General features: G+C 71.2%; 26 protein-coding genes. 10 read left to right on the top strand and 16 right to left on the bottom strand.

What is annotated here, in order from left to right; genetic code table 11:
• Positions 1–32: 32 nt before the first annotated feature.
• From E1294_RS06225 to E1294_RS06255, 7 genes are all read right to left on the bottom strand, one after another.
• Positions 33–1,010, bottom strand: a complete 978-nt coding sequence (locus E1294_RS06225) for a phosphotriesterase family protein (RefSeq protein ID WP_132505545.1) — start codon at positions 1,008–1,010, stop codon at positions 33–35.
• A gap of 90 nt (positions 1,011–1,100) precedes the next feature.
• Positions 1,101–2,570 (bottom strand): methionine--tRNA ligase, encoded by a 1,470-nt coding sequence (gene metG, locus E1294_RS06230; RefSeq protein WP_132505549.1) that lies wholly within the window; start codon positions 2,568–2,570, stop codon positions 1,101–1,103.
• A gap of 134 nt (positions 2,571–2,704) precedes the next feature.
• On the bottom strand, positions 2,705–3,208 hold the full coding sequence (locus E1294_RS06235) for a TrmH family RNA methyltransferase (protein ID WP_132505553.1): 504 nt from the start codon (positions 3,206–3,208) through the stop codon (positions 2,705–2,707).
• A gap of 130 nt (positions 3,209–3,338) precedes the next feature.
• Positions 3,339–3,809, bottom strand: coding sequence for a universal stress protein (locus E1294_RS06240; protein ID WP_132505556.1), 471 nt, complete (start codon positions 3,807–3,809; stop codon positions 3,339–3,341).
• Between the two features lie 67 nt (positions 3,810–3,876).
• Positions 3,877–4,500 carry a DUF998 domain-containing protein gene (locus tag E1294_RS06245; protein ID WP_132505559.1) on the bottom strand — a complete coding sequence of 208 codons (624 nt, stop codon included), beginning with the start codon at positions 4,498–4,500 and terminating at the stop codon, positions 3,877–3,879.
• A gap of 247 nt (positions 4,501–4,747) precedes the next feature.
• The gene (locus E1294_RS06250; RefSeq protein WP_132505562.1) at positions 4,748–4,978 is read right to left on the bottom strand and encodes a hypothetical protein; all 231 of its coding nucleotides are present in this window, start codon (positions 4,976–4,978) and stop codon (positions 4,748–4,750) included.
• 71 nt (positions 4,979–5,049) lie between these two features.
• A complete protein-coding gene (locus E1294_RS06255; RefSeq protein ID WP_132505565.1) occupies positions 5,050–5,979 on the bottom strand; it encodes an anti-sigma factor RsbA family regulatory protein in 930 nt (309 codons plus the stop codon).
• Positions 5,980–6,159: 180 nt separating this feature from the next.
• Here E1294_RS06255 and E1294_RS06260 point away from each other — a divergent pair, with 180 nt between their 5' ends.
• Entirely contained in the window at positions 6,160–6,714 is a 555-nt protein-coding gene (locus tag E1294_RS06260; protein WP_246082843.1) for a DUF1707 SHOCT-like domain-containing protein, read from the top strand.
• On the opposite strand, the gene E1294_RS06265 is transcribed toward E1294_RS06260, so the two are convergent.
• Together E1294_RS06265 and E1294_RS06270 are read right to left on the bottom strand one after the other, a co-directional pair.
• Complete coding sequence (locus E1294_RS06265; protein ID WP_342775015.1) at positions 6,684–7,778, bottom strand: aromatic ring-hydroxylating oxygenase subunit alpha; 1,095 nt, start codon at positions 7,776–7,778, stop codon at positions 6,684–6,686. The genes E1294_RS06260 and E1294_RS06265 overlap by 31 nt on opposite strands.
• A gap of 81 nt (positions 7,779–7,859) precedes the next feature.
• Entirely contained in the window at positions 7,860–9,002 is a 1,143-nt protein-coding gene (locus tag E1294_RS06270) for an FAD-dependent oxidoreductase (RefSeq protein ID WP_132505571.1), read from the bottom strand.
• Positions 9,003–9,052: 50 nt separating this feature from the next.
• Here E1294_RS06270 and E1294_RS06275 point away from each other — a divergent pair, with 50 nt between their 5' ends.
• The 3 genes from E1294_RS06275 (at position 9,053) to E1294_RS06285 (ending at position 11,644) form a co-directional block, all read left to right on the top strand.
• Positions 9,053–9,616, top strand: coding sequence for a TetR/AcrR family transcriptional regulator (locus E1294_RS06275; RefSeq protein WP_132505574.1), 564 nt, complete (start codon positions 9,053–9,055; stop codon positions 9,614–9,616).
• An 89-nt stretch (positions 9,617–9,705) separates the two neighbouring features.
• On the top strand, positions 9,706–10,080 hold the full coding sequence (locus E1294_RS06280) for a hypothetical protein (RefSeq protein ID WP_132505577.1): 375 nt from the start codon (positions 9,706–9,708) through the stop codon (positions 10,078–10,080).
• A gap of 91 nt (positions 10,081–10,171) precedes the next feature.
• Positions 10,172–11,644: a DUF2079 domain-containing protein gene (locus E1294_RS06285; RefSeq protein ID WP_246082844.1), complete on the top strand. Its 1,473-nt coding sequence runs from the start codon at positions 10,172–10,174 to the stop codon at positions 11,642–11,644.
• Positions 11,645–11,653: 9 nt separating this feature from the next.
• Here the strand turns inward: E1294_RS06285 and E1294_RS06290 are convergent, their stop codons facing one another.
• A complete protein-coding gene (locus tag E1294_RS06290; protein WP_165977121.1) occupies positions 11,654–12,844 on the bottom strand; it encodes a glycosyltransferase family 4 protein in 1,191 nt (396 codons plus the stop codon).
• A gap of 23 nt (positions 12,845–12,867) precedes the next feature.
• Here E1294_RS06290 and E1294_RS06295 point away from each other — a divergent pair, with 23 nt between their 5' ends.
• The 3 genes from E1294_RS06295 (at position 12,868) to E1294_RS06305 (ending at position 18,448) form a co-directional block, all read left to right on the top strand.
• A complete protein-coding gene (locus E1294_RS06295; RefSeq protein ID WP_246082845.1) occupies positions 12,868–13,686 on the top strand; it encodes a PIG-L deacetylase family protein in 819 nt (272 codons plus the stop codon).
• Between the two features lie 49 nt (positions 13,687–13,735).
• The gene (locus E1294_RS06300; protein WP_132505580.1) at positions 13,736–14,794 is read left to right on the top strand and encodes a lysylphosphatidylglycerol synthase domain-containing protein; all 1,059 of its coding nucleotides are present in this window, start codon (positions 13,736–13,738) and stop codon (positions 14,792–14,794) included.
• A gap of 279 nt (positions 14,795–15,073) precedes the next feature.
• The gene (locus tag E1294_RS06305) at positions 15,074–18,448 is read left to right on the top strand and encodes an ATP-binding protein (RefSeq protein WP_132505583.1); all 3,375 of its coding nucleotides are present in this window, start codon (positions 15,074–15,076) and stop codon (positions 18,446–18,448) included.
• On the opposite strand, the gene E1294_RS06310 is transcribed toward E1294_RS06305, so the two are convergent.
• A complete protein-coding gene (locus E1294_RS06310; RefSeq protein ID WP_132505586.1) occupies positions 18,438–18,956 on the bottom strand; it encodes a hypothetical protein in 519 nt (172 codons plus the stop codon). The two genes, E1294_RS06305 and E1294_RS06310, sit on opposite strands and share 11 nt — an antisense overlap.
• A gap of 164 nt (positions 18,957–19,120) precedes the next feature.
• On the opposite strand from E1294_RS06310, the gene E1294_RS06315 reads away from it, so the two are divergent.
• Entirely contained in the window at positions 19,121–19,651 is a 531-nt protein-coding gene (locus tag E1294_RS06315; RefSeq protein ID WP_132505589.1) for a DedA family protein, read from the top strand.
• Here E1294_RS06315 and E1294_RS06320 read toward each other — a convergent pair.
• Positions 19,648–19,842 (bottom strand): YegP family protein, encoded by a 195-nt coding sequence (locus E1294_RS06320; protein WP_132505592.1) that lies wholly within the window; start codon positions 19,840–19,842, stop codon positions 19,648–19,650. The genes E1294_RS06315 and E1294_RS06320 overlap by 4 nt on opposite strands.
• Positions 19,843–19,952: 110 nt before the next feature.
• Here E1294_RS06320 and E1294_RS06325 point away from each other — a divergent pair, with 110 nt between their 5' ends.
• On the top strand, positions 19,953–20,792 hold the full coding sequence (locus E1294_RS06325; protein ID WP_246082846.1) for a D-alanyl-D-alanine carboxypeptidase family protein: 840 nt from the start codon (positions 19,953–19,955) through the stop codon (positions 20,790–20,792).
• A gap of 137 nt (positions 20,793–20,929) precedes the next feature.
• A complete protein-coding gene (locus E1294_RS06330; protein WP_132505595.1) occupies positions 20,930–21,226 on the top strand; it encodes a hypothetical protein in 297 nt (98 codons plus the stop codon).
• 109 nt (positions 21,227–21,335) lie between these two features.
• Here the strand turns inward: E1294_RS06330 and E1294_RS06335 are convergent, their stop codons facing one another.
• From E1294_RS06335 to E1294_RS06355, 4 genes are all read right to left on the bottom strand, one after another.
• Complete coding sequence (locus tag E1294_RS06335; RefSeq protein ID WP_132505598.1) at positions 21,336–22,325, bottom strand: NAD(P)-dependent alcohol dehydrogenase; 990 nt, start codon at positions 22,323–22,325, stop codon at positions 21,336–21,338.
• Between the two features lie 271 nt (positions 22,326–22,596).
• Positions 22,597–23,253, bottom strand: coding sequence for a response regulator (locus E1294_RS06340; protein WP_132505601.1), 657 nt, complete (start codon positions 23,251–23,253; stop codon positions 22,597–22,599).
• A complete protein-coding gene (locus tag E1294_RS55535; RefSeq protein WP_246082847.1) occupies positions 23,250–23,555 on the bottom strand; it encodes an ATP-binding protein in 306 nt (101 codons plus the stop codon). The genes E1294_RS06340 and E1294_RS55535 overlap by 4 nt, the downstream gene beginning before the upstream one ends.
• A gap of 52 nt (positions 23,556–23,607) precedes the next feature.
• Complete coding sequence (locus E1294_RS06355; RefSeq protein ID WP_132505604.1) at positions 23,608–23,871, bottom strand: DUF4235 domain-containing protein; 264 nt, start codon at positions 23,869–23,871, stop codon at positions 23,608–23,610.
• Positions 23,872–23,950 lie beyond the last annotated feature (79 nt).

Below are 23,950 nucleotides of genomic sequence, written 5' to 3' on the forward strand. Positions count from 1 at the left end.
CCTACCTGCGTTGCTTGCCCGATCCAACCACTCTACGAGAAGTAGCGCTTCGGGTTGAACACCAGCATCTGCTCAATCTGGCCATCGGTCACACCCGAGTCGAGCAGTGCGGCCAACACGTCGTCGTGAATGTGATCGTAGCGCCAGTTGGGCGCGAGCGTGCCGCGGGCATCATCCCAAGCACCGCCGAAGTAGTCCATGAAACAGGCGGTGTCATGGCTGAGGACCATACGATCAGCGTATCCGCGCTGACAGAGCTCCGCGATCGTGGCCACGCGCTGCGCGGTCGGGTTGTACACATCCAGCCCGAATCGGTCCATTCCGAGCGTCGCGCCGGTGTCGGCCATGCGCATGAGGTAGTCGAGGTCGTTGCTGTCGCCCGCGTGCCCGACGATCACCTTCGCCAGGTCGGCTCCCTCCTCGGCGAACAGGTCGAGCGCGAGGAGCCCGCTCTGGGTGAACGCGTTGGTGTGGACGGTGATCGGCGCGCCGGTGCGGGCGTGCGCCCGCGCGACGGCCCGGCAGATGCGCTCGACGCCGGGCGTCAGGCCCTTGGCCTCGACCACGCACTTCAGGAACGCCGCCCTGACCCCGGTGTCGGCGATGCCGTCGGTGAGGTCGCGGACGAAGTCGTCGATCATCGGGTCGGGCTGGTCGAGGAACAGGCCCGGGCCCCGGTGCTCGTACTGGTGCGGCAGCTCCTCGAAGGCGTAGAGGCCGGTGGCGACGATGATGTTCAGGCCTGGCACCTGCTCGGCGACCCGCTGGATGCGCGGGATGTAGCGGCCCAGCCCCCACACCGTCGGGTCGACGAGCGTCCGCACGCCCTTCGCCGCCACCGCGTTGAGCTGCCGGACCGCGTCCGCCACCCGGAACTCCTCGTCCCACCACGCACCCCTGCCGTAGTTGTCCAGATGTTCCGCGGCCACGACGAAGATGTGCTCGTGCATGAGGGTCTGCCCGAGATCGTCAACGTCCACGGGGCCACACAGGGTATCGACGGTGGGCATGCGGCGCCTCCATACCGGCGGATCTGGTGCGCGCCAACCTAGGATGGCGACCGGCCACCGTCAACACCGGCTCGCAGGCCGTCACAGGGCTCAGCGGATCGATACGGCCAGCCGCCGGAACAACGGCTCCGGCCGGGGCAGCCGCTCGCCTCCCGCCCCCCTGTCCACGGCACTGCCCGCAGCACCGCCCATTGCTGCGGCCACACGCGCCGCCGCCGTGGGCAGGAACGGCTCCAGCTGTACGGCCAGCATCCGGCATGCGTGCACCAGCGTGGCCAGGGCCACCTCCTGACCGGCCCGCGACCGCGCCCACGGCCGTGTCCGCTCGACGTACCTGTTGGCCTCCTCGACGAGCGTCTGCACGGCCGTCGCGGCCCGCCGGAAGTCGAACGCCTCCAGCGCCTCGTGCACCGCCCCTGACACCTCGAACGTTGACACCTCGAACGCTCCCTCCTCGGGATCGGCCGCGGGGACCCGGCCGTCCAGGAAGCGGTGCACCATGGTGACGACCCGGTTGACCAGGTTGCCCAGCCCGTTGGCGAGGTCCTCGTCGGCGCGGGCGACCAGCCGTTCCTCGGTGAAGTCGGCGTCGCCCACGCGCGGCACCTCGCGCAGCAGCCACCACCGCACGGCGTCGACCCCGTACTCGTCCACCAGCGCCACCGGATCGGCTGCGCCACCGGACGACTTGCTGATCTTGCGGCCGCCCGCCGTGAGGTAGTCGTGCACGAAGATCCCCGTGGGCAGCGGCTTTCCCGCGGACAGGAGCATCGCGGGCCAGTAGACGGCGTGGAAGCGGATCACGCCCTTGCCCATGAGATGCACCTTGCTCGGCTCGGCCACCCACCAGCGGTCGTAGTCGCCGCCTTCGAGCGCGGTGACGTAGTTGGCCAGCGCGTCCCACCACACGTAGACGACCTGGCCGGGATCGCCGGGAACCGGGATGCCCCATCCCCTGGCGCGGGCGGCGGACCGCGAGACGCTGATGTCGTCCAGTCCCGACGCGATGAACGCCAGCACCTCGTTGCGCCGGGCCGCCGGCTCGATCCTGAGCCGCCCGCCGCGGATGAGGTCGAGCAGGGCGTCCTGATAGCGGGAGAGCCGGAAGAACCAGTTCTGCTCGGAGACGAGCTGCAGCGGCGCCTCGTGGCCCTCCGGGCAAGGCCCTTCCGGGTAGAACTGCTCGCAGCCCACGCAGTAGAGCCCCTCGTAGTGCCGCTGGTAGAGGTCGTGCCGGGTGGCCTCCCAGATCCGCTCGACGCCGGCGCGATGCCCCGGATGGCTGCTCGTCCGGATGAACGCGTCGAAGGACAGGTCCAGCGGCCCTCGCAGCGCCTCGAACGCGGCGGCGTTCCTGCCCACCAGCTCCCGCACCGGCACGCCCTCCGCCTCGGCCGCCAGCACGTTCTTCAAGGAGTTGTCGTCGGTGCCCGTCTGGAACCGCACGGGCTCGCCGCGCCGCCGGTGGTGCCGGGCCAGCACGTCGGCCTGGACGAGCTCCAGGGCGTGCCCGAGATGCGGGCGAGCGTTGACGTAGGGGATGGTCGTCGTGATGTACATCGGATGCCTCCAAGGGGCCCCGGACACGACGAGAGGCCCCGCTCGCAGGGCCTCAACAAGACGTCGCCGATGAAAGCCCCTAGGGGCTCATCATCACCAGGCACGTCGTCATGCCTTCATGCTACACGGCGGGCTCAGGAGAATCCGGCCAGTTTGTACAGCACGAGCGACCCGGCCACCGCCACGTTGAGGCTCGCCCCCGTGCCGATCATGGGGATCTCGACCACGGCGTCGAGCAGGTCGAGCGCCTCGCCGGGGATGCCGGTTGACTCGTGGCCCAGCACGACCACGGTCGGCTCCCTGGCCATCGGCAGGTCGGCCAGCCGGATGGCCTCCTCGGCCAGCTCGACGCCGAGCACCCGCTCCTCCCTGCGAGCCAGCCAGTCCAGCGGGCGCACCCAGTGCACGCAGGCCCCCTTGCGCAGGGTGTTGCCCTTGGCCAGCGCCTCGGGCACCCACGGCAGGCGGGGCACGGCCAGGCACGCGCCGACCGCGTCACATGTGCGCAGGAGGGTGCCGAGGTTGGCGTTGTGCATCGGCCAGAGCGGCGCGACGGTGAGGTGACCGAGGCAGCGGGGTGGTCGCCGCCGCCGCTGGGAGCGGAGATCTTTCCTGGTGCGCACCCGGATCCCGCTCATGCGCGCGGGAGGGTGGTCCTCTCGGTGGTGTGCATGTGTGGGGCGCTTTCAGCGGCACGCCCGAGCCATCGACGTTGCGGTGGCTCCATCGTACGCGTGCCGCGCGTGAACGCACGAGCCCGTCGCACGGTCAGTCGTTCTGCTCAGCGCCGGCCACCGGGGCGGGCACCACCAGCACCGGCCGGCCCGCGTGGTGCAGCACCCGGTCCGACGTGCTGCCGAGCAGCAGCGAGCGCACCCCGCCGAGCCCCCGCGTGCCGGTCACGATGAGCTTGGCGTCGATCTCGTCGGCGACGTCCACGATCGTCGACCAGACGGCCACGGAGTCCACATCGCACCGGGGGACGGCGTTCAGCCCGCCCTCCTTCGCCATTTCCGCGCCGCGCCCTGCCAGCTCGCGCATCGCCTTGGCGACCGCCTCGTCCTCGATGCCGGACTGGTCCATGGCCATCATCAGCCCGGCGGAGGCCCTGGCCGAGGTCATCGCCAGCCGCTCCCACACCGTCAGCACGACCGCGTCCGCGCCGCGGAACATCTCGGCCGCGAACACGATCGCGGCCTTGGCATCGTCGGAACCGTCGTACGCGATCAGAATCGTCATGCCGGCCACTCCTCAGGGTGAGTTCGGAACCCTCCCCTTTCCCGGGAGGCGGCTTTCACTCCTGGGGCTACGCCATGATCGGCGAGACGCCGGGGCGCCGGGCCGAGGGCTTGAGCATCGACAGGCCGGCCAGCGCCAGCACACCCAGCTCCGTGATGACCACGACCCGCTGGGTCAGGCCGGCCGGGATGTCCTCGTTGGCCAGCGGGATGCCGAACATGCGGACCACGTACGGGATCACGACCAGCAGCAGCGCGCCCAGCGCCACCCCGCTGAGGGCCCGGACCGCCCTGGCGAATCGCACGTTCGCCCGGGCGAGCAACAATCCTGCCGCGGGCATCACCAGGAAGGCGGCGAAGGCGGCATGACGGTGGATGCCTCCCGACAGAGAGAGCGGCACCCCCGGCCGGTCCGTGGGGAAGGCGCCGACCAGGAACATGCTCGCTCCCCACACCAGCAGCAGCGCGACGACCCAGCGGTTCGCCCCTGACCGGCGCAGAGCCTCGGCGATCAGCGCGGAGCCTGCCGCGAACAACGTCAGCGAGGCCGGCAACAGCCATCCCGCGGACTGCCACGCGTACTCGCTGATCACGCTGTGCAGCGGGTCCAGGTCGGACCCCGCGTGCAGGGTGAGCATGGCGCCGCTTCCGGTGCCGATGGCGGCGAATCCTGTGGCAAGCAATCCCTTCATGCCTCCAAGCTCGTGGAACACGGGCTTGGCGACTATCGGAGATGGGCCCGAACCGGCCCTGAAGGGTCCCCTAATACCTTGGTCGCACCAGATCCTGGCCGACCCCGGTGACCTGCCCGAACGCGACCCTGGGTAGGGCTTGCCCCCTCAGGGTGGGTGGAGCCGGCCGTACCCCTCCGCAGGAGTGCCGCCCTCCCCGCCCGGAAGCGGGGGTTTCCTCGAAAGTAGCGATGGACTAAACCGCGCATCAGTAGATGCGGTACTTCTTGCCGCAGTTGTCGAACTTGCCGGCCCAGCAGGTGAAGGTGTACACCTTCTTGATACCCCGGCCGTTCCAGGCGCCTGCGACCTTGCCGTCCCACGCCTTGTTGAACGTGTACGCCCCGCCGTCGCCGGAGAAGAACTTCCCCCAGCTCGTCGTGGAGTGCGTGCTCGCCTGGGCGGCGGCCGGGGTCAGGGCCAGACCGGTGACGGCCATCGAAGCCCGCCGCCGCGGTGCGCGGCACGCGCTGTCCCCGCATGCCGGAGGTCGAGCTCTGACGCCGCCGCTCAGCGGTGCCGGGGGGCGACGAAATAGGCCCGGATCGTGGTGCCCTCCGGCGTCGAGTGCACGCGTACGAGGTCGCTGAGCAGGTTGACGATGAGCAGCCCGCGCGAGCCCGCCTGGCGGGGATCGACCGGGCTGCGCCCGGCCAGCGGGTCGGTGATGTGGCCGGCGTCGCTGACCTCGCACACCAGCCGCCCCTCCGCGGCCCACACCTTGATCGTGCCGGAGCCGCCGCCGTGGTCGAGGCTGTTGGCGCCCAGCTCGGCCACGGCCAGCCGCACGTCGTCGAGCCGGTCGCCGTCGAAGCCCAGCGCGGCGGCCTCGCGCGCGGCCAGCGCCCGCGCCGCCGACAGGTTGCCGCTGTCGAACCGCAGCGAGGCGCACTCCGGGGGCTCGTCCAGCGGCCGGTTGTGCGCGTCGATCACCAGCTCGGGCGCGTAGGCGGGGCTGCGCCGTTCGCCGGAGGCGTCCCGCAGCACGGGATGCGTGCGAGCCGCCTCCTCGATCACTGCCGGGGCCAGGGCCGCGACGTCGTAGGGGCACAGGATCGTGACGCGCCGGCCCGCGAACGACAGGTTGATCAGCGCCTCGTGCTGGGCGCACGCGGGATATTCCGTCGTGGTGCGGCCGGGCCAGACGGGCTCGCCGATGATGCGCACGTGGTCGTCGGCATGCCGGTCGGCGAAGTCGCGCAGCACGGCCGGGATGATGTGGCCGGGGTTGCGCCCGGCCTCGCCCATGTCGAGCAGGCGGACCGCCTTGGCCTGCGGCCCCAGCGCGGCCTCGATGAGGGCCAGATTGCGGGCGGGGACGGCGACGGCGACGGGCTCGCCGGCCGCCAGGCCCTCGCGGATGAAGGTGGTCGTGGCAGCGACGTATTCCAGCTCACCTCGGTAGAGGAGAGCCGGATGCATGAACGGTTCTGCCAACATCAGCCCTCACGCTACCCAAGGATCGCGACTTCACGGCGATCCGCTGGGTACCCAATAGATGTGAAGAGAATACAGGTCAGCCACCGCCCCAGGCCTGTGCGCCCGTCGCCGCCCCTCGATTTGCGCACCCCTTCCGGCCGACGTCTCCCGTTCTGAGCGCGGCGAACCTATGCTCAAGACATGTCGGAAATGCAGATGCGGGTCTCCGACGAAGATCGGGAACGCACCACCCAGCAGCTTCAGCGTGCGTTCACCGAGGGTCGTCTCACCCAGATGGAGCTCGAAGACCGGCTCGAAATCGCCTTGAGCGCGAAGACCTACGGCGATTTGCTCAGCCTGATCGACGATCTCCCAGCCGAGCAGCCCCGTGTCGGCGACGTGGTCGAGCTGGAGTCGAAGAGCGGCAATCTCAAGCGCTCAGGCGACTGGGCCGTCCCCCGGCGGCTGCGCGTGTCCTCGAAATACGGCAGCGTCGACCTCGACCTCTCCCAGGCCGTCATCACGCACCCGGTCGTCGACGTCGAGTTCGACCTCACGTACGGCTACGCCAAGATCATCCTGCCCGAGGGCGCGGTGGCGAACGTGGACGCCTTCCAGAGCGCCTGGGGCAACACCTCGACGGGCGGCGTCCCGAGCCGGCCACGCCCCGGCGCCCTTTACGTGGTGGTCAGCGGCCGGGCGAAGTACGGAGGGCTCACCGTGCGCTATCCCCGCAAGCGCTGGTTCACCCACTGATGGAACAGGGCGATGTGGTGCTCGCTGGGCACGAGCACCCCGCCCTCCACGTACGCCCTTGACGACATGCCGGGCTGGGTCCGCTCGCAGGCGTCGAAGTCCTGCTCGTTGACCCGGTGGAACAACTCGACGGAGGTCGACAGGTCCGCCCCCGAGGCGATCACGTCGGGGTGGTAGAGCCAGTCGCACTCGACGACGGTCCTGTCGGCGGCCATCGGGTACATCCGGTGCATGATCACGTGGTCGGGCACCAGGTTGACGAACACCTGCGGCCTGACGGTGATCGCGTAGTAGCGCCGGTCCTGTTCCTGCGACAGCTCGGGCAGCCGGTCGAAGCCGGGGCCGCCGTCCACGGTGAAGCCCTCGGCCCTGGCGGCGAACTCCGCGCCGTGGCCCACGTAGTACTGAGCCGCGTACCCGCCCGCGAACTCCGGCAGCACGGCCGTCAGCTCGGGATGGATGGTGGCGCAGTGGTAGCACTCCATGAAGTTCTCGACGATGAGCTTCCAGTTGGCCTTGACGTCGTAGCGGATCCTGCGGCCGAGCGCGAGATCTTCGACGTGGTAGCGGTCGATGGCGGCCGGGTCGCCGAGCCGTTCGGTGGCCGCGTTCCGCACCGTCTCCTCGAACGAGGGCGGCTCGGCGGCCAGGCACACCCACGCGTACCCCAGCCATTCCCGCAGGTGCACGGGCACCAGCCCGTACGCCACGCGGTCGATGTCGGGCATCTTCACCAGGTTGGGCGCGGCGGCGAGCCGGCCGTCGAGGTCGTAGGACCAGGCGTGGTAGGCACACCTGATCGTCCTGCGCACCTCGCCCTGCTCCTCCACGCACAGCCGGGCGCCGCGGTGCCTGCAGACGTTGAGGAAGGCGCGCAGCCGGTCGTCCCTGCCGCGAACCACGATCACGTTCTCCCGGCCGACCTGGACCGTCCTGAACGCGCCCGGCTTGGGCAGATCCCCTGCTCTGACGGCGCAGAACCAGAGGGTCTCGAAGATCCTTGCCTGCTCGTGCGCGAACACCTCAGGGTCCGTGTAGGAGCTCCCCTGAAGGGTCGCGATCAAGCTTGACGTCGTCGTCAACCGTCACCTCTTGTTGCGCATTACGCACCGAGTTGCTCTATATGCGACATCGTCAGGTCGCGCTCAGGCGGCTGTCAAGAGGTAGGTGCTGACTCTCCGCAACCACTTGACATACAGCCAGGTCGCGAGCCGGTCGGGAAACAACCCCGCGAGGGGGCGGTGCCTGTCGGTGATCTCCGTGGCGGCCAGCCTGGCGGGCAGGCGTACGACCTTCGACCTCGCCCGCTCGTACGCGCGCAACGCGCCGCCCGGTTCGTCACGGCCGGATCCGGCCCGCGGGCCGCCGATCGCGCCATTCAGCTGCCGGGCCAGCAGCCAGGCGTCCTCCAGCGCCTGGTTGGCGCCCTGGGCCATGATGGGCGGCATGGTGTGGGCGGAGTCGCCGGCCAGCGTGGTCGGCCCCTTGCCCCAGGCCGCGGAGAACGGCTGCTTGTGATGCGGGAAGAAGTCGATCTCGGTGATCGTCTCCAGGATGTCCGGCACCGGGTCCGCCCCTCCGCGGAACCGCTCGCGCAGCCGCTCGGCCACGTCGGGGTCACCGTCCCAGAAGGGCCCGCCGGGCGTGGCCTTGACGTCGAACCACCACAACAGCCGGCCGTCGCCCGCCGGGATCAGCCCGCACAACCCCCGCGCTCCGGCGATCATCACGGCCCTGCGCTGCTCGGTGAGCGTGGTGGGCCTGGTGGTGAACCCCTGCCAGGTCACCCAGCCGCTCAGCTTCGCGCGGTCACCGCCCCACAGGGCCTCGCGCACCGCCGAGCGCCGCCCGTCGGCCCCCACGAGCACGTCGCCGCGGACCGTACGGCCGTCGGACAGGCGCACCTCGGCCCGCTCGGGCACCACGTGCTCGGCGGCCACCCCGTAGGTCACCGGCACGCCGTCGGCGAGCAGCTCGACCAGGTCGCGGCGGGCCACGTGCACGCTCGGGTGGCCGTAGCGGCGTTCGGCCTCGGTCAAATCGACGGTGACCAGCCTGCGCCCGTCGACGGCCCAGGACTCCATGGTCTCCAGGCGCCGCCCGGTCCCGGAGCAGTCGGCTTTGAGCTCGCGGAGGATGGCCGTGGCGGCCGGCCAGAGCGTGACCGAGCCGCCGGCCGTACGCAGCCCCGGAGCCTCCTCGTAGATCTCCACCTCGTGACCGGCGTTGAGCAGGCCGCGCGCCGCGGCGAGCCCCGCGACGCCCGCTCCGACCACGATTACCCTCATAGCAACCCCTGATTGTGAGACCGTCGATATCAGATACTAGGAGTATCAATATGTCTGCGCGTGGACGCAAGCCCGATCCCACGGTCGATCACCGCATCAGGCAGGCCGCGACCGGGCTGGTGCTCGCCCGCGGCCTCGACTTCACCATGGACGACGTCGCGACGGCGGCGGGCGTGGGCCGGGCCAGCGTGTTCCGCCGCTACGCCACCAAGCGCGACATGCTGCTCGAAACCCTCGCCGGCATCATGAACACGCACGTCGCCATCCCGGACACCGGCTCGCTCGAAGGCGACCTGCGCGTGGTGATCTCCGACACCCTCGCCCTCTGGCAACACCCCGACGTGTCGCGCATGGCCAGGCAGGCCTTCGGCGAGGCCGGCCGGGACCCGGCGGTCGCCGAGATCATCCGTACCGGGATGCGCGCCCGGATGGAGCGCTCGTGGGTCGTGTACGAGCGCGCGATCGAACGCGGCGAACTGCCGCCGAATGCTGACCTTTGGATGCTTACGGAGATGTTTGCCGGCTTCGTCGCCTACCGGGGGCTCCTGGATCTTCCCCTACCCGAGCCGGAGCAGATCGTGCAGGTCCTGCTGCACGGCTTTACGCCGGTTTGACGCTATTGGTGTTAGTGGGGTGCAAGTGACGGTCAAGTCGTGCCCCATAATGTTCCTTCGTTCGCAAACCTACGAAGGGCACACGGAAAATGACTCCCCCTCGTCGTCGTCTGGCCGTCGCGGCCACGACGCTTACTCTTGCCGTCCTCACCACCGCCTGTGGTGCCCTGGGCAACGCCGTAGACTGCAACACCGCGGCCAGCGAGGCCAGCAAGATCGCCAGCGAGTGGAGCAGCGCGGTCACGAAGAACGCCAGCGACACCGACGCCATCGGCACCGCCTCGCAGACCGCGGCCGACAAGACCAAGGAGCTCGCGGGCAAGTACGACGGAGAGGTCGCCGGCGCGCTGAACGACCTCGCCTCCGGATTCGAGTCCATGAAGGGCGGCGACCTGAGCTCGGTCTCCGAGTTCAGCGGCAAGGTGAACGGCTTCACCAGCAAGATCACGGCCGCCTGTTCCTAGCCGGGCGCGCGGTCGCCGCTCCGCCCGTGGGGGACGGGACGGGGCGACGGCCGTGCCCGGTTCGGGCGGATCCGTTCTAGTCTTGCTTCCCGTGACGGGACAGACGCTTGCCACGCCGGTGGGGGCCGGCGGTGCCGACGCCCCGTCATGGAAGAGCCGACTGCCGGGCCACCGCGTGCGGGTGGGCGCCGCCGCGCTCGCCGCCGCGGTGGCCTACGCCGTTCTCGGCCTGGTCAAGCTCGCCACCTTCCGGGCCACCACGTTCGACCTGGTGATCGTGGACCAGGCGGTGCGCAACTACGCGGGCCTGCGGCCTCCGTACATCCCGGTGCGCGGCATGTTCGGCGACCGGGGCATGGACTACGTCCAGCTCGCCGACCACTTCTCGCCCATCTACGCGGTGCTGGCGCCGTTCTACTGGATCCACGACGGCCCTGAGACGCTGATCGTCGCGCAGGCGGTGCTGTTCGCCGCCGCCATCCCGTTCATCTGGCTGTTCACCCGGCGCGTCCTCGGCAACTGGCCCGCCTACCTGGCCGGCCTGGCGTACGCGCTGTCGTGGCCGGTGGCGCAGGCGGTCGCGTTCGACGTGCACGAGGCCATGTTCGTCCCCGTGCTCACCGCGATCATGATCGAGCGTTACCACGCGGGGCGCATGCTGCCCGCGTTCCTGGCGATGGCCGCCCTCCTCCTCGTCAAGGAGGACATGGGGCTCATGGTGATCGGCGCGGGGGCCTGCCTGGTCGCTCTCGGCGACCGGTGGCGCGGCGTGCTCAGCGCGCTGCTCGGCCTCGGCGCCGTGCTGCTCGTACGCGGGCTGACGATCTCGGTCTTCGGCGGCGACGCCAAGGACTACTGGGCCTACGGGCATCTCGGGGACGACCTTCCCGGCGCCGTCCTGGGCATCCTGCGTGACCCCCTCGCCGCGGTGCTGCTCGCCTTCAGCGAGGAGGCCAAGGTCGACACCCTGGTCCTGATGGTGTGGCCGACGTTGCTGCTGTGCCTGCTCTCCCCGTTGTCGCTGGTCGCGCTGCCGCACGTGCTCGTCCGCATGCTGGCCGACCGGCCCCAGTGGTGGCAGGCGGACTTCCACTACAGCGCGTTCACCGTGGTTATCCTGCTCTGCGCGGGCGTCGACGGGCTGTCGAGGTTGTCACGGCTGGTCAGACGCCCCGGCGACCGCTCGCTCAAGCTGGCCTGGGCGGCGGGCGCCTGTGTGGTCGCGCTCACCCTGGTGCCGCGGTTCGCCCTCGACCAGCTCTACCATCCGGGCTTCTACACCGAGCCCAAGGCGGCTGCCGCGGCCGAGGCCGTCGCCAAGGTGCCCTCGGGGGTCGTCGTCGAGGCGGCCAACTCCGTCGGTCCCGCGCTGACCTCCAGGACCACCGTCCTGTTGTGGGGCGCCACGTCGCACGGCGCGCCGTGGGTGGTGGCCGACACCTCGCGCTGGGAGTTCCCCTTCGGCTCGCCCGAGCAGCAACTCGCCGCGGTCGGCGAGCTGGAGGCCCAGGGTTATGTGAAGGTGTTCGAGCGCGACGGCTACGTGGTGTTGCGGCGCGACTGACCCCGCCGCTCACAGGGGCGGCTCACGCACCTCGCCCTTGGTGTCGCGGCGTGACCGACCGCGCCGCTCACGGGGGCGGCTCACGGATCTCGCCTGCGCGTACGCCTGGTCGAAGCCCTCGATCACGGCCGGCCACGAGCCCGCGGCGGGCGGCGTGGCGCGGTTGTGCGCCGCGATGGACTCACGCAACCCGGGGTCGGAGCACAACCGCGCCACCGCCCGTGCCAGGTCGCCCGGCGTGCGCCCGAGCAGCCCCTCCGTGCCGTCCTTGACGAAGTCGGCGACCCCGCTCTGTGCCCTGGCCACCACGGGCAGCCCCGCCGCCCGCGCTTCGAGCGCCGCGATGCCGAACGACTCGCGCGGCGCCGGAGCCACGAAGACGTCGGCCGACTCCAGGACCTTGGCGATCTGCTCCCGGGTGTGCCGCCCCGGCAGCGAGACCCAGCCGGTCATGCCGTGTTGGGCGAGGAACCGTCCCATCCGGCCTCGTGCGGGCCCTTCGCCGACGATCGTGGCCCGCATGGGGATCTCGGCAGGGACACGCGCGCGGGCCGCCTGCAGCAGCTTCAGCAGGCGTACGGGATGCTTGCGCGGAGCCAGCCGGCCGACCGCGACGATGTGAACTTCGGGGTGAACTTCGGGGTGCGCCCCGCCGCGCCGGACGGGCGGGCCGGGCGGCGGCGCCCAGCCCGACAGGTCGAGCCCGTTGTGGACGACGCGCACCCGGAGCCCGGGCCCCGCCACGTCGCGGATGGGGACCGCGGCGGCGTTGCTGACCGTGGTCGCCACCAGCCGCCACCGCTGCCAGCCGAACACGAGCCGCAGCAGCCGGTAGAGCCCCCGCGTGACCGGATCCCACATGCTGTGCACGGTCACCACGCACGGCACTCCGGCACGCACGGCGGCCCGCGCGCCCATCCAGGCGAACGGCGAGACCGCACCCGCGTGCACGTGGACCACGTCAGGCCGGACCGAGGCGAGCCGGCGCGTGAGATGCCCCACTCCGAACGGGTGCACGGGAAGATCGAACGGCATCCTGGCGACGATCCTGTGCACACCCGGCAGCGGCTCGCCCCTGGTCGCCGTGGCCACGGAGACGTCGTGGCCGGCCTCGCGCTGCATGCGCACGAGATCGGCGACCTGGACCTCGATCCCCCCGAGTCGCGGCAGGTAACAGTCGCTCACGTGAAAGATCCGCACCCCTCCCAGACTAATCTGGGCGTGTGCCTCCACGTACCGCTGTGTTCTTTCATGCCCACCCCGATGACGAGGCCCTGCTGACGGCGGGCACCATGGCGATGCTCGCGGCCGAGGGGCACCGCGTGGTGCTCGTGGTGGCCACGGCCGGCGAGCGCGGCCTGGCCGAGATGGAGCCGGGAGAGGCGCTCGGCGAGACCAGGCTCAAGGAGCTCTACACGTCGGCCGCGCTGCTCGGCTGCGCCCGCGTGGAATGCCTGGGCTACGGTGACTCGGGGCTGAGCCCTCAGGGCGGCAGCGCCGACGAGCGGCCCGACAACGCCTTCATCGACGCCGACACCGAGGAGGCGGCCAAGGCGCTGACCGCGATCCTGCAGGAGGAGGAGGCCGAGCTGCTGGCGATCTACGACCCGGCGGGCGGCTACGGCCACCCCGACCACGTGCAGGTGCACCGGGTGGGCAAGCGGGCGTCGGAGATCGCGGGCACGCCGATCGTCCTGGAGGCGACGGTCAACCGCGATCCGCTCGTCAGGCTGCTGCGGCTGGCGAGCCGGTTCTACCGGTTCCCGCCGGAGTTCGACGTGCGGACGTTCGAGAGCGCGTACTCGGCGAGCGAGACGATCACCCACCGCGTCAGTGTCCGGAAATATGCGAAGCAGAAGCGGGCGTCCATGGCCGCGCACGCCTCGCAGGCCAGCGGCGGCGACAGCGACCGCACCCTCGCCGTCATGCTGAAGGTCCCCCGCCCTCTCTACCGCCTCGTCTTCGGCACGGAGTGGTACGTTCGCCGTGACCTCCCTCCTGGCGCCCGTCTCACTCATCCGTTCGACCGGTGGCCGAACTAGTTCCCCCGAACGACGAGCGCCACCGCGTCACCCGTCAGACTGGACCCCGATGAAGAACAAGTGGCTCCAGATCGCCCTGTCCGCCCTGTCGCTCGGGCTGGCCGTGCTGCTCGTGGTCTACCTGCCTCAGATCGTGCGCGCGCTCACCGGCAAGCCCGTCTCCTGGGCCGAGATCGGCGCCGTGTTCGGCGCGCTCGGCGCGGGTGAGATCGCGATCATGGCCGTGCTGTGGCTGCTGAGCCTGCTGGCCTACACGTTCGTGCTGACCAACTCCCTGCCGGGGCTGAACAACCTGCAGGGCCTCACGCTCAACGCCGCGGGCAGCGCGGTGAGCAACCTCCTGCCCTTCGGTGGGGCGGTCGGCGTGGCGGTGTCGTTCGCCATGACGAAGGGATGGGGTTTCTCCAACCGCTCTTTCGTGGTCATGACGCTGGTCAGCGGCATCTGGAACACGTTGTTCAGGTTCGTCCTGCCGGCCGTCGGGATCATCGCGCTGCTGATTGCGGATGAGGCGCCCAACGCGACCGTCGCCAAGGCGGGCTGGACGGGCGCGATCTCCATCCTCGTGCTCTGCGCGGTCGTGGCCGCGGCACTCTACTGGGAGCGCGCCGCCACGCTGCTCGGCCGGGCGCTCGACGGCCTCACCAAACTGTTGCGGGTGAAGTTCCACGCCGCCGCGGCCTTCCACCGGCTGCGAGCCGACACCGCCGGGGTCGTCAGAACCCGGTGGCCCGGCCTGTCGCTCGGCATGATCTTCTTCCTCGGATTCCAGTGGGCGATCATGGCCGCCTGCATGCAGGCCACCGGCGCCTGGCCCGGCCTGGCCGAGTCGATCGCCGTTTTCGCGCTGTCGAGGGTCCTGACCAGCGCCCTGATCACGCCCAGCGGCGCGGGGATCATGGAGAGCGGCGTGGCCGCCCTGCTGATCGCGTTCGGGGTGCCGGGCACTCCCGCGATCGCGACCGCACTGCTTTTCGGCTTCTGGACTTACACTATCGAGATCCCGTTCGGCGGCCTGGCACTGGGCGCATGGGCGCTCCTGCGCAGGCGCAACGGCCGAGACGCCGAGGCGGAGCCCCCGTCCACGATCTCGAAGGCCCCCTCTTGACCACCGCTCCGGCCCCCTGGGCCGACGATGTTCCCCGACTACCCCGAGTTCCGCGAGTTCCCCGACCTGGAACGAGCCGTCCGCCGCTCCCGGCGGCCGACGGCAGGCGCTCCAGGTCACTGCACCACGACCAAGAGGTGAACACCATGTCCTGGCACCCTGCAACGACTCACCGCACCGGGGGGACGCGGTTTCCATGCCGAGGTAGATCAGTGACAATCCCAAACCCAACAAAGACCTTGTGCGTGATTCGCAGGCCCGCATAGCGTGGCGGCTGACATGGTGGCGTTCCGAGTTCTGGGGCCAGTCGAGGCGTACGAACACGACGACGAACTCGACCTCGGCGGGTTGCGGCAGCGGGCCGTCCTCGCCCGGCTCCTCGTGGCCAGAGGCCAGGTCGTGCCCGTTGACACGCTTCTTTACGACTTGTGGGACGACGATGCGGCCAAGGGTGCGCAGTCGGGCCTGCAGGTCTACATCTCGCGCCTGCGCAGGGTGCTGGAGCCCGGCCGCCCTCGCGGCGGCCCCAACCGGCTGCTGGTGACGGTCGCGTCAGGTTACGCGCTACGCGTGGCCTCCGACCAGGTCGACGCGCTCAGGTTCGAGCAGCTCGTACGCGCGGCCGGCGAGCACCTCGACGAGGGCGATCCGCAGGCCGCCCGCGGCCGCCTGGAAAAGGCGCTGGGCCTGTGGCGCGGCACCCCCTACTCCGACTTCGCCGACCAGCCGTGGGCGGAGGCCGAGGTCAACCGGCTGACCGAGCTGCGCCTCGTAGCGCGCGAGCGGCACGCCGACACCGGCCTGCGGCTCGGCATGCACGCAGAGACCGTGCCCGACCTCGAGGCGCTGACCACCGAGCATCCGCTGCGCGAGGAGGGCTGGCGGCTGCTGGCGCTCGGCCTCTACCGCTGCGGCCGGCAGGGCGACGCGCTGGCCGCGCTGCGCAGGGCGCGCAACATCCTGGCCGACGAGCTGGGCATCGACCCAGGGCCGGCGCTGCGCAAGCTGGAGTCCGACATCCTGGCCCAGTCGCCCGAGCTGGAGCTGGCCGCTCCGGCGCGGCCCGCGCGGCCGACGCCGGTCACCGACACCTGGCCGCCCCGGCCGGCCACGCCCGTCGACCCGCCGCCGCTGGAGCCCGAGCCGTTCGTCGGCCGCGACGCCGAGCTGACCAGGCTGACCACGGCGGCCTCCCGCACCGGCAGGTTCCAGGTCGCGATCGTGACCGGGGTCGCCGGCGCGGGCAAGACCACCCTGCTGCGCCAGGTGGCGACCCGGCTGGCCGGCGACGGCTGGATCGCCGCGTCCGGGGCCTGCCCCGACTCCAGCGCCACCCCGCCCGGCTGGGCGTGGGTCGAGATCCTGCGCACCCTCATCGGCATGACGGGCGCGGGCGAATACGCCCAGCTGCTCGCGCCGCTGCTCGACGACGCCGCCCCCGACCCCGACGAGGACGAGGTGTCCGGCGGTTTCCGGCTGCACCGCGCTGTCGGCGGCTACCTGGCGGGGGTCGCGCGCAGGTCGCCCGTGCTGCTGACGCTCGAAGACCTCCACTGGGCCGACGACCAGACGCTGGCCCTGCTGCGGGCGCTGCCCAGTCTGCTGGCCACCAGCCGGGTGCTGCTCGTGGTGACGTGCAGGGAGAGCGAGCTCGACGACCGCCAGTCCGACGTGCTGGCCGCCCTGGCCCGGCTCGGCCCGGTCCGCGTGGGCCTGTCGGGGCTCGACCCGAAGGCCGTGGCCGAGCTGGTCAAGGCCACCTGCGTGCGCGAGATCGACGACGATGCGGTCGAGTCGATCGTCGAGCGCACCGGCGGCAACCCGTTCTTCGTCCGCGAGACCGTGCGCCTGCTCGACTCCGAGGGCGCGGCCGACCGGGCGAGCGCGACCGAGGTGCTCTCGCAGGTGCCCTCCGGCGTGCGCGACGTGCTGCGGCGGCGCATCTCGCGGCTGCCGTCCGGCGCGCAGCAGATCCTGCTGCAGGCCGCCGTGATCGGCCGCGACGTCGATCTCGACGTGCTCATCGCCGTGGCGGGCGACGAGGACGCCGTCATCGAGGCCGTCGAGGCGGCGCTGCTGGCGGGCCTGGTGACCGAGCCGGGGCCCGGGCTGCTCAGGTTCGACCACGACCTGGTGCGTGACACGATCTACTCCGACGCGTCCAGGCTGCGCCGCACCCGGCTGCACGCGGCCGTGGCGGCGGTCATCGAGGAGCGCACTCCGTCCGACGTGGCCGCGCTCGCCCACCACTACTTCCTCGCCGACGCGGCCGAGAAGGCCGTCCACTACGCGGGGCTGGCGGCCGAGCAGGCCGAGCGGCGCTTCGCCCACCGCGAGGCGGCCACGCTGTGGGAGCAGGCCATCGCCGCGTTCGACCGTTCGCGCAACGACGAGCCGGGCGGCGCGCAGACGCCGGAGCGCACCAAGAAGCGGCTGGCGCTCATGCTGCGCCAGATCAGGGCGCTGGCGTTGTGCGGCGACATGTCGGCGGCCAGGGTGCTGCGCCGCCAGGCCATGGACACCGCGCTGCCGCTGGGCGATCTCGAGATCACCGCGAAGGTGGCCGCCTCGCTGGCCGTGCCGCACAAGGGCATGGCCCGCGACTTCACCCGCACCGCGTGGGAGATCGTCGACGTCACCGAGCGGGCGCTCATGGAGCTGCCTGAGGGCGAGCAGCGGCTGCGGGCCAGCCTGCTGACCACGCTCGCCCTGGAGCTGGAGGGCTCCTCCTCCCCCGAGCGAGGCCGGCAGGCGTCGCTGGAGGCGCTGGAGCTGGCCAGGCAGAGCGGCGATCCCGCGCTGATCGCGGCCGCGCTCAGCGGGCGGCTGCGCCAGTCCTACGACATCCCCGCGGTCGACACGCGCGAGAGCATCGGCAGGGAGTTGCTGGAGGTCGCCCAGCGCTCCGGCCAGATGGCCACGCAGGCGCTGGCCCATCTGGTGCTGCTGGAGTGCGCGGCGGCCAGGGGCGAGTTCGCGACCGCCGACGAGCACGCCGCCGCCGCCGACCGCCTGGCCAAGCAGTACGACCTGTCGGCGCCGGCCGCGGTCGTCGTCTGGTACGCCGGCCAGCGGCTCATGATCGCCGGCGACTACGCCGGCGCCGGGCGCTCCTACCGCGACGCGGCCAGGATGACGGAGCGGGCCGGCATGCTGGAGGGCCGCCAGGACCTGCCGCTGATCACGACGTTCTGCCTGCACCTCGTCGACGGCCGGGCCGCCGGGATGGTCGACCAGCTCGCCGCGGCCCACCTGCGGGGCGCCAAGTGGACGCTCGACGCCTACGCCCTCGCCCTGGCCTCGGCGGGTCGTCTCGACGAGGCCAGGGCCGTGGCCGCCACGCGCCCGCCGGTGCGTCCCGACTTCCTCTACGAGCTGGTGATGACCTGGCGGGCGCTGGCCGGCATGTTGCTGGACGACCGGGAGCGGATGGTCGACTGCTACGACAAGCTCAAACCGTTCGCCGACCGGGTGGCGGGCGCCGGCACCGGCGTGGTGGCGCTGTGGCCTGTCGCGCTGACCCTCGGCGACCTCGCCATCCGCCTGGGGCAGCCCGACGCCGCGCGCGACCACTACCACAAGGCTCTCGAGGTGGCCGAGCGGGTCGGCGTGCCGCGCTGGGTGGAGGCGGCGCGGCAGGCGGTCAACAGCTGACCTGGAAACGCTCGCTCCTGACGGTCTTGACCCCCTCGACGGCCAGCTCGACGCGGTACCACCCGGTGTTGCCCGAAACGTGGGGCCGCCACTCGACAGTGCTCTCGGCGGCGGCGAAGCCGTCGTGGTCCACCAGGTAGGTGCGCCAGGTCCGGCTCGCGGGACTCCAGCGGGTGAGCCGCCAGCCGTACGACACGGCCTGGTCGGGGTCGGGGTTGACGACCACGCTGCGGGCCACGTACGAGCCGGCGCAGCCGGCACCGCCGTCCGGCACGCCGCTGATGGTGACCTCCCCCGCCCTGGCGGCGGGGGCCGTCTGCCCGATCGGAGCGGAGATGGGCGTCTCGCGGGCCGACAACGTGATGGTCGTCACGGGCTCGGTCGCCGAGTTGGCGTTGTGGTAGGCGGACAAGCCGACGTAGGCGCTGGTGAACGCGAGTGCGGCCACGAAGAGCTTGACCGTGTTCGCCGTGCCGCTGGCCAGGGCGGCTGCGCTTCTCGTCGTCATCGTCAACACCCCTTCTGCCTCCCCCATAGAGTGAGGCAGAGCGGTTGAGTTCCGCTTGTCGGCTGGTTGCACCCGTTGCGGGAGACTTGCAGCCGGTATGGCAGGTAAGCGGGGCTTTGAATTAAGGTAAGGCTGACCTAAGGCTCTGGGAGGGGTGGCTGCGGATGGTGCGTGCGATCACCCCCGTCTCCGACGGCTTCGCCGAGCCCTTCTGGCTCGGCCTCCCCTACTGGCTCGTCGGCGCCGTCCTGATCCTCGCCCTGTTCGGAGCGTTCCAGGTCTACTACTGGGTCGGCCGCAAGCTCGGCGAGAAGCTCTACGAGTCCCGCGTCGGCGTCAAGCTGGGCCGGGAGTGCATCGCGAAGATCGAGCAGGTCGTCGAGAAGTGGGGCGCGCTGGCCGTCTACGGGTGTTTCTGGGTGCCCATGCTGCGCCACACGCTGCCGTGGGTGGCCGGAGCGCTGCGCGTCTCCTACCCCTGGTACGTCGTCGCCAGCGCGCTGGGCTGCCTGACCTGGGCGCCGCTGTGGTGGTTCGGCGGCACGGCGATCGTGTGGGGGTGGCTGCAACTGGCCGCCGCCTCGCCCCTCACCGCGGCCGCCGTGGCCGTGCTGGCCTTCGCCGCCGTGGCCGTGCTCGTGATCCGCCGCCGGCGGCGCCGCCGGGCCTCCGAGGACGAGGCCCTGGTCTCCTAGGTCTTCTCCTGCGCGCTCTGGTCGTCGATGACGGCCTCGGGGGCGTTCCTGCGTACGGTCTCGATGCCGTTCACGCAGGCCACCTTGGTCGGGAAACCCTCGCCGACCGCGAGCGTCTGCCCGTTGTTCGCCACGAGCGCGAAGCGGAAACCGCCCCGTTCGTCCTTGCTGATGATGAACCTGCCTGCCATGGCCGCCGCCCCCCGCCATATCGGATCTATCAACGATTTACCCGTGCCTGATCCATACCTATGGTCGTGTCAGGCAAACGAACCCTTGATCTCCTGCCACCATGATTGCCATGCGTATCGCCGGTTTCATGGGTTCTGTCGTGGTCACTGTGCTGGTCGGGGTCGCCACCCCCGCCGTGGCGGCGGACGCGCCCGCCGTGCCGGCCCAGGCGGCGTATGTCATCGACTCGGCGGGGACGATCCACCTCGGCAAGCGCGAGACGCGCCGGATGCCGGTCGCCAGCCTCGTCAAGATCATGACCGCGTACGTCGTGCTGCGCGAGGCCCGGCTGAGCGACACGGTCAGGATCTCCGCGACCGACGTGACGTACGCCGCACGCAACGGCGCCGCGACGGCGGGCCTGCGCAAGGGCGAGCGCTTCACGGTCAGGGACCTGCTGTACGCCCTCATGCTGCCCTCGGGCGCCGACGCGGCCAACGCCCTGGCGCGGCGCTACGGCCCGGGCAAGACCGCCTTCGTCGCCAAGATGAACCGCACCGCCCGCTCGCTCGGCCTGGACGACACCCGCTACGCCAACGCCGACGGCATGCCCACCCCGGGCAACGGCGGCCACTCGACGGCCGCCGACCAGGCGAAGCTGGCCCAGCGGGCGCTGGGGGACGACACGTTCACGACCGTGGTCAGCCGTACGGTCCACAAGGTGGCCAAGACGAAGGTGCACCAGGCGCACACCTGGCACAACACCAACAAGCTGCTCACGCGCGCTGACGGGGTGCTGGGCGTGAAGACGGGCTACACGAGGGCGGCGGGATACTGCCTGCTGTTCGCGGGCGAGCGCGCGGGCGAGCGGGTCGTGGGGGTGCTGCTGAACGGCAGGTCGCCGGAGCGCCGCTTCACCACGGCCGAACGGCTCCTCGACTACGCGGGCGACCGGATCGCCCTCGGCTGACCGGTCCCGCCAACGGCGTCGCCTGAACAGACACTCTGGCGACGCGGGATGAGCGACGGCCGAACGGTTGCCTGGGGCACAGCTACCTCGCGCCTGGGCACAGTAGGGTTGGCCTCCAACCCCCGAAAAGGATGACCATGGCGGAATTCATCGAGGTCCGCGCGACGATCGAGGGACACGAAAGGGCGGCCGTGCTGGCCAACGACATCCTCCGCGCAGGGCTGGCCACGTCGATCGACATAGCCGAGACGCCACGCCCGGCTTCCCGCCACGACGCGATCAGCTGGGAGCTCACGCTCATCACGACCGCGGGGCAGGCTCCCGCGCTCGAACGCCACATCTGGGCGACGGGCCTCGAATGCGCCATCGTGAGCCGTCCCATCGTCACCGACCTCGACGGTCCTCCTGACTGGCTCAACGACGAGCGGATCTGAGAAGCGCGCGGCGGAAGGCCGGACGGCGCCGGCTCACGTCCCGGACCACGACCGTGACGACCCCCGCGGTCCCGGACCACGACCGTGATGACGACCCCGCCCCGCTGTCCTAGTCTGCGACCGTGATGACGACCTTTCCCGGGGCGTGCCCGGTCTCCTGGTACGCGACGGCCTCCGGGATGCGCTCGAACGGGAAGCTCCGGTCGATGACCGGCGAGATTCTGCCGCCCTCGATGAGCTCGGTCAGCGTCATCAGGTTCCGCTTGGTCTCCTCGCACCTCACCACGTTCGCCGACGACACCCGCTGGGACACGAACGGCCCCGCGGCCAGCACCGAGAAGACGTGCCCGGCGGGCTGCAACCACCGGCCCGCCTGCCCACCGACGGCGACGAGCGCTCCCTTGCCGGTCAGCACCCGCCGGCAGGCCGATCCCGGGCGGCTTCCCGCGATGTCGACCAGCACGTCGTAGCGCTGCCCGTTCCGCGTGAAGTCCTGCTCGGTGTAGTCGATGACCTTGTCCGCGCCGATCGATCGCACCAGGTCCACGTTGCGCGAGCTGCAGACGCCGGTGACCTCCGCGCCGTACGCGCGGGCGAGCTGCACGGCGAACGTGCCCACGCCGCCCGAGGCCCCGTTGACGAGCACCTTGTGCCCCGGCTGCACCTGCCCGTGGTCGCGCACGGCGAGCAGGGCGGTGCCGGCCGCCAGGGGCACCGCCGCGGCCTCCTCGTACGAGAGATTCCCGGGCTTCGGCGCCAGCTCGCGCTCGGGAACGCAGACGTACTCGGCGAAGCCGCCCTGCTTGGGCATCGCGTACACCTCGTCGCCCGGGCTGAACTCCGTCACGTTCTTGCCCACCGCCGCCACCTCACCGGCCACGTCGGCGCCCAGAATGGTGATCTGCGGTCTGCGCAGGCCGAGTTCCCCGATCAGGCGGGCGACGAACGGCTCGCCTCTCATCAGATGCCAGTCGTAGGGCTGGACGGAGGTGGCGCGCACCCGGACCAGCACCTCGTCGTCGCCGGGCTCCGGCTTGTCGAGCTCCTGGAGCTCCAGGACGTCGGGTGAGCCGTACGAGCGCAGAACGAAAGCCTTCATGGGATGCTCCTCGTGCCGTAGGCGGCGCCGGTCGCGTACCACCGCGAACGTCAGTGTGAACAGACCCGCACGAGGGCTCAACAGCCGAAAGTACGACCTTGCCGTCAGCCGTTCGGGCACTCGGGTTCGGCCCCTTCAGGCGATGAACCGTGACCGCCCGCGCGGCCACGATCGGGGCATGACCCACGAGAGCACGACGATCATCCGCAGGCGGCGGGCAGGCCGTCCGGTCAGGACCTGGCGCGCAGGAGGCGGCGGGAAGGCCGCCCCGTCAGGGTTTGACGCGGCGGGTCTCGTAGGCCCACATGGCGATCTCGACGCGGTTGCGCACGCCGAGCTTGGTCATCAGGCTCGCGACGTGGCTCTTCACGGTGCTGAGCGAGATGTGCAGTTCGGCGGCGATCTCGCTGTTCGTCCGGCCGCGCGCCACGGTGAGAAGGATCTGCTCCTCGCGGTCCGTCAGCGCCTCGATGGGCTGCGCAGGCGGCGTGCCGCGTCCCGAGTCGGCGAAGGCCGCGAGCAGCCGGGCGGTGACGCTCGGGGCGATGAGGGCGTCGCCGTTGGCGGCGGCGCGTACGGCCTGGCCGAGCAGGTCGGGGCCGGCGTCCTTGAGCAGGAACCCGCGGGCGCCGGCCCTGAGCGCGGCGTAGACGTACTCGTCGAGGTCGAACGTGGTGATGACGACGACGGCCAGCGGGGCGTCCACGGCCGGCCCCGCGACGGAGCGGGTGGCCTCGATGCCGTCGAGGTGGGGCATGCGGATGTCGAACAGGCACACGTCGGGACGTAACCGCCGCGCGAGCTCGACGGCCCGCCGCCCGTCGCCGGCCTCGCCGACGACCTCGATGTCCGGCTGGGCGTCCAGGATCATCCTGAGCCCGGTGCGCGCGATCTCCTGGTCGTCGGCGACGACCACCCGAATGCTCACGTCGCCGCCCCGGCCCTGGGCAGGACGGCGGTCACGGTCCAGCCGCGTACGGGGCCCGGGCCGGCCTCGCAGGTGCCGCCGAGCAGGTCGGCGCGCTCGATCATGCCGAGCAACCTGCGCCAGAGCAGCGTGGGCACCAGCCCGACGGTGACGATCACGGAGACGGCCCGCCACGGCATGTCCGGCCGCACGGCTCCTTCGAGCAGGGCGAGTGGTACGAGCACCCCTACGAGCGCCCAGTCCCGCCGGCCCCGTGCGGGCGGGCTGGGGGGAGGGGGCTCGTTCCACACGGAGCGAAGCACGCCCTCATCGTACGAGAGTCCGCCCCGTCGCGGTCCAGGCCGGGAGCGTTCGTCAGGTCTTCGCCCGGCTCTGGATCGCCCTGCGCCGGAACGTCTTCGCGCTGGCCCGGTGCACGACGGCCTTGATCAGGCCGAACAGCGCCCCTTGCACGGCCGCGGCGACCAGGATCTCCGTCAGGTCGCGCTCGAGGTCCTCGGCGTCGGGCGCGTCGTCCTCGCCCGCGGCCAGCTTCCACATCCGACGGAACAACAGGGTCGCCAGCGCGCCGCTGAGCACCCCCATGCCCAGCGAGGTGGCCTTCTGTACAGGATGCATCTCGTCTCCTCACGACACGGTTTCCGCCGTGCCCCGTGTGCGCGGCTTAAACGCCTCTCAGCCGAGCCGCACGGGCGGA

This window comes from Nonomuraea diastatica (genome assembly GCF_004349015.1).
Lineage (GTDB): Bacteria > Actinomycetota > Actinomycetes > Streptosporangiales > Streptosporangiaceae > Nonomuraea > Nonomuraea diastatica.

Bases quoted from the DNA above. Each gene is read 5' to 3' on its own strand.
- E1294_RS06225 (WP_132505545.1), bottom strand. From the start codon at position 1,010: ATGCCCACCGTCGATACCCTGTGTGGCCCCGTGGACGTTGACGATCTC.
- metG (WP_132505549.1), bottom strand. From the start codon at position 2,570: ATGTACATCACGACGACCATCCCCTACGTCAACGCTCGCCCGCATCTC.
- E1294_RS06235 (WP_132505553.1), bottom strand. From the start codon at position 3,208: ATGAGCGGGATCCGGGTGCGCACCAGGAAAGATCTCCGCTCCCAGCGG.
- E1294_RS06240 (WP_132505556.1), bottom strand. From the start codon at position 3,809: ATGACGATTCTGATCGCGTACGACGGTTCCGACGATGCCAAGGCCGCG.
- E1294_RS06245 (WP_132505559.1), bottom strand. From the start codon at position 4,500: ATGAAGGGATTGCTTGCCACAGGATTCGCCGCCATCGGCACCGGAAGC.
- E1294_RS06250 (WP_132505562.1), bottom strand. From the start codon at position 4,978: ATGGCCGTCACCGGTCTGGCCCTGACCCCGGCCGCCGCCCAGGCGAGC.
- E1294_RS06255 (WP_132505565.1), bottom strand. From the start codon at position 5,979: ATGTTGGCAGAACCGTTCATGCATCCGGCTCTCCTCTACCGAGGTGAG.
- E1294_RS06260 (WP_246082843.1), top strand. From the start codon at position 6,160: ATGTCGGAAATGCAGATGCGGGTCTCCGACGAAGATCGGGAACGCACC.
- E1294_RS06270 (WP_132505571.1), bottom strand. From the start codon at position 9,002: ATGAGGGTAATCGTGGTCGGAGCGGGCGTCGCGGGGCTCGCCGCGGCG.
- E1294_RS06275 (WP_132505574.1), top strand. From the start codon at position 9,053: ATGTCTGCGCGTGGACGCAAGCCCGATCCCACGGTCGATCACCGCATC.
- E1294_RS06280 (WP_132505577.1), top strand. From the start codon at position 9,706: ATGACTCCCCCTCGTCGTCGTCTGGCCGTCGCGGCCACGACGCTTACT.
- E1294_RS06300 (WP_132505580.1), top strand. From the start codon at position 13,736: ATGAAGAACAAGTGGCTCCAGATCGCCCTGTCCGCCCTGTCGCTCGGG.
- E1294_RS06305 (WP_132505583.1), top strand. From the start codon at position 15,074: ATGGTGGCGTTCCGAGTTCTGGGGCCAGTCGAGGCGTACGAACACGAC.
- E1294_RS06310 (WP_132505586.1), bottom strand. From the start codon at position 18,956: ATGACGACGAGAAGCGCAGCCGCCCTGGCCAGCGGCACGGCGAACACG.
- E1294_RS06315 (WP_132505589.1), top strand. From the start codon at position 19,121: ATGGTGCGTGCGATCACCCCCGTCTCCGACGGCTTCGCCGAGCCCTTC.
- E1294_RS06320 (WP_132505592.1), bottom strand. From the start codon at position 19,842: ATGGCAGGCAGGTTCATCATCAGCAAGGACGAACGGGGCGGTTTCCGC.
- E1294_RS06325 (WP_246082846.1), top strand. From the start codon at position 19,953: ATGCGTATCGCCGGTTTCATGGGTTCTGTCGTGGTCACTGTGCTGGTC.
- E1294_RS06330 (WP_132505595.1), top strand. From the start codon at position 20,930: ATGGCGGAATTCATCGAGGTCCGCGCGACGATCGAGGGACACGAAAGG.
- E1294_RS06335 (WP_132505598.1), bottom strand. From the start codon at position 22,325: ATGAAGGCTTTCGTTCTGCGCTCGTACGGCTCACCCGACGTCCTGGAG.
- E1294_RS06355 (WP_132505604.1), bottom strand. From the start codon at position 23,871: ATGCATCCTGTACAGAAGGCCACCTCGCTGGGCATGGGGGTGCTCAGC.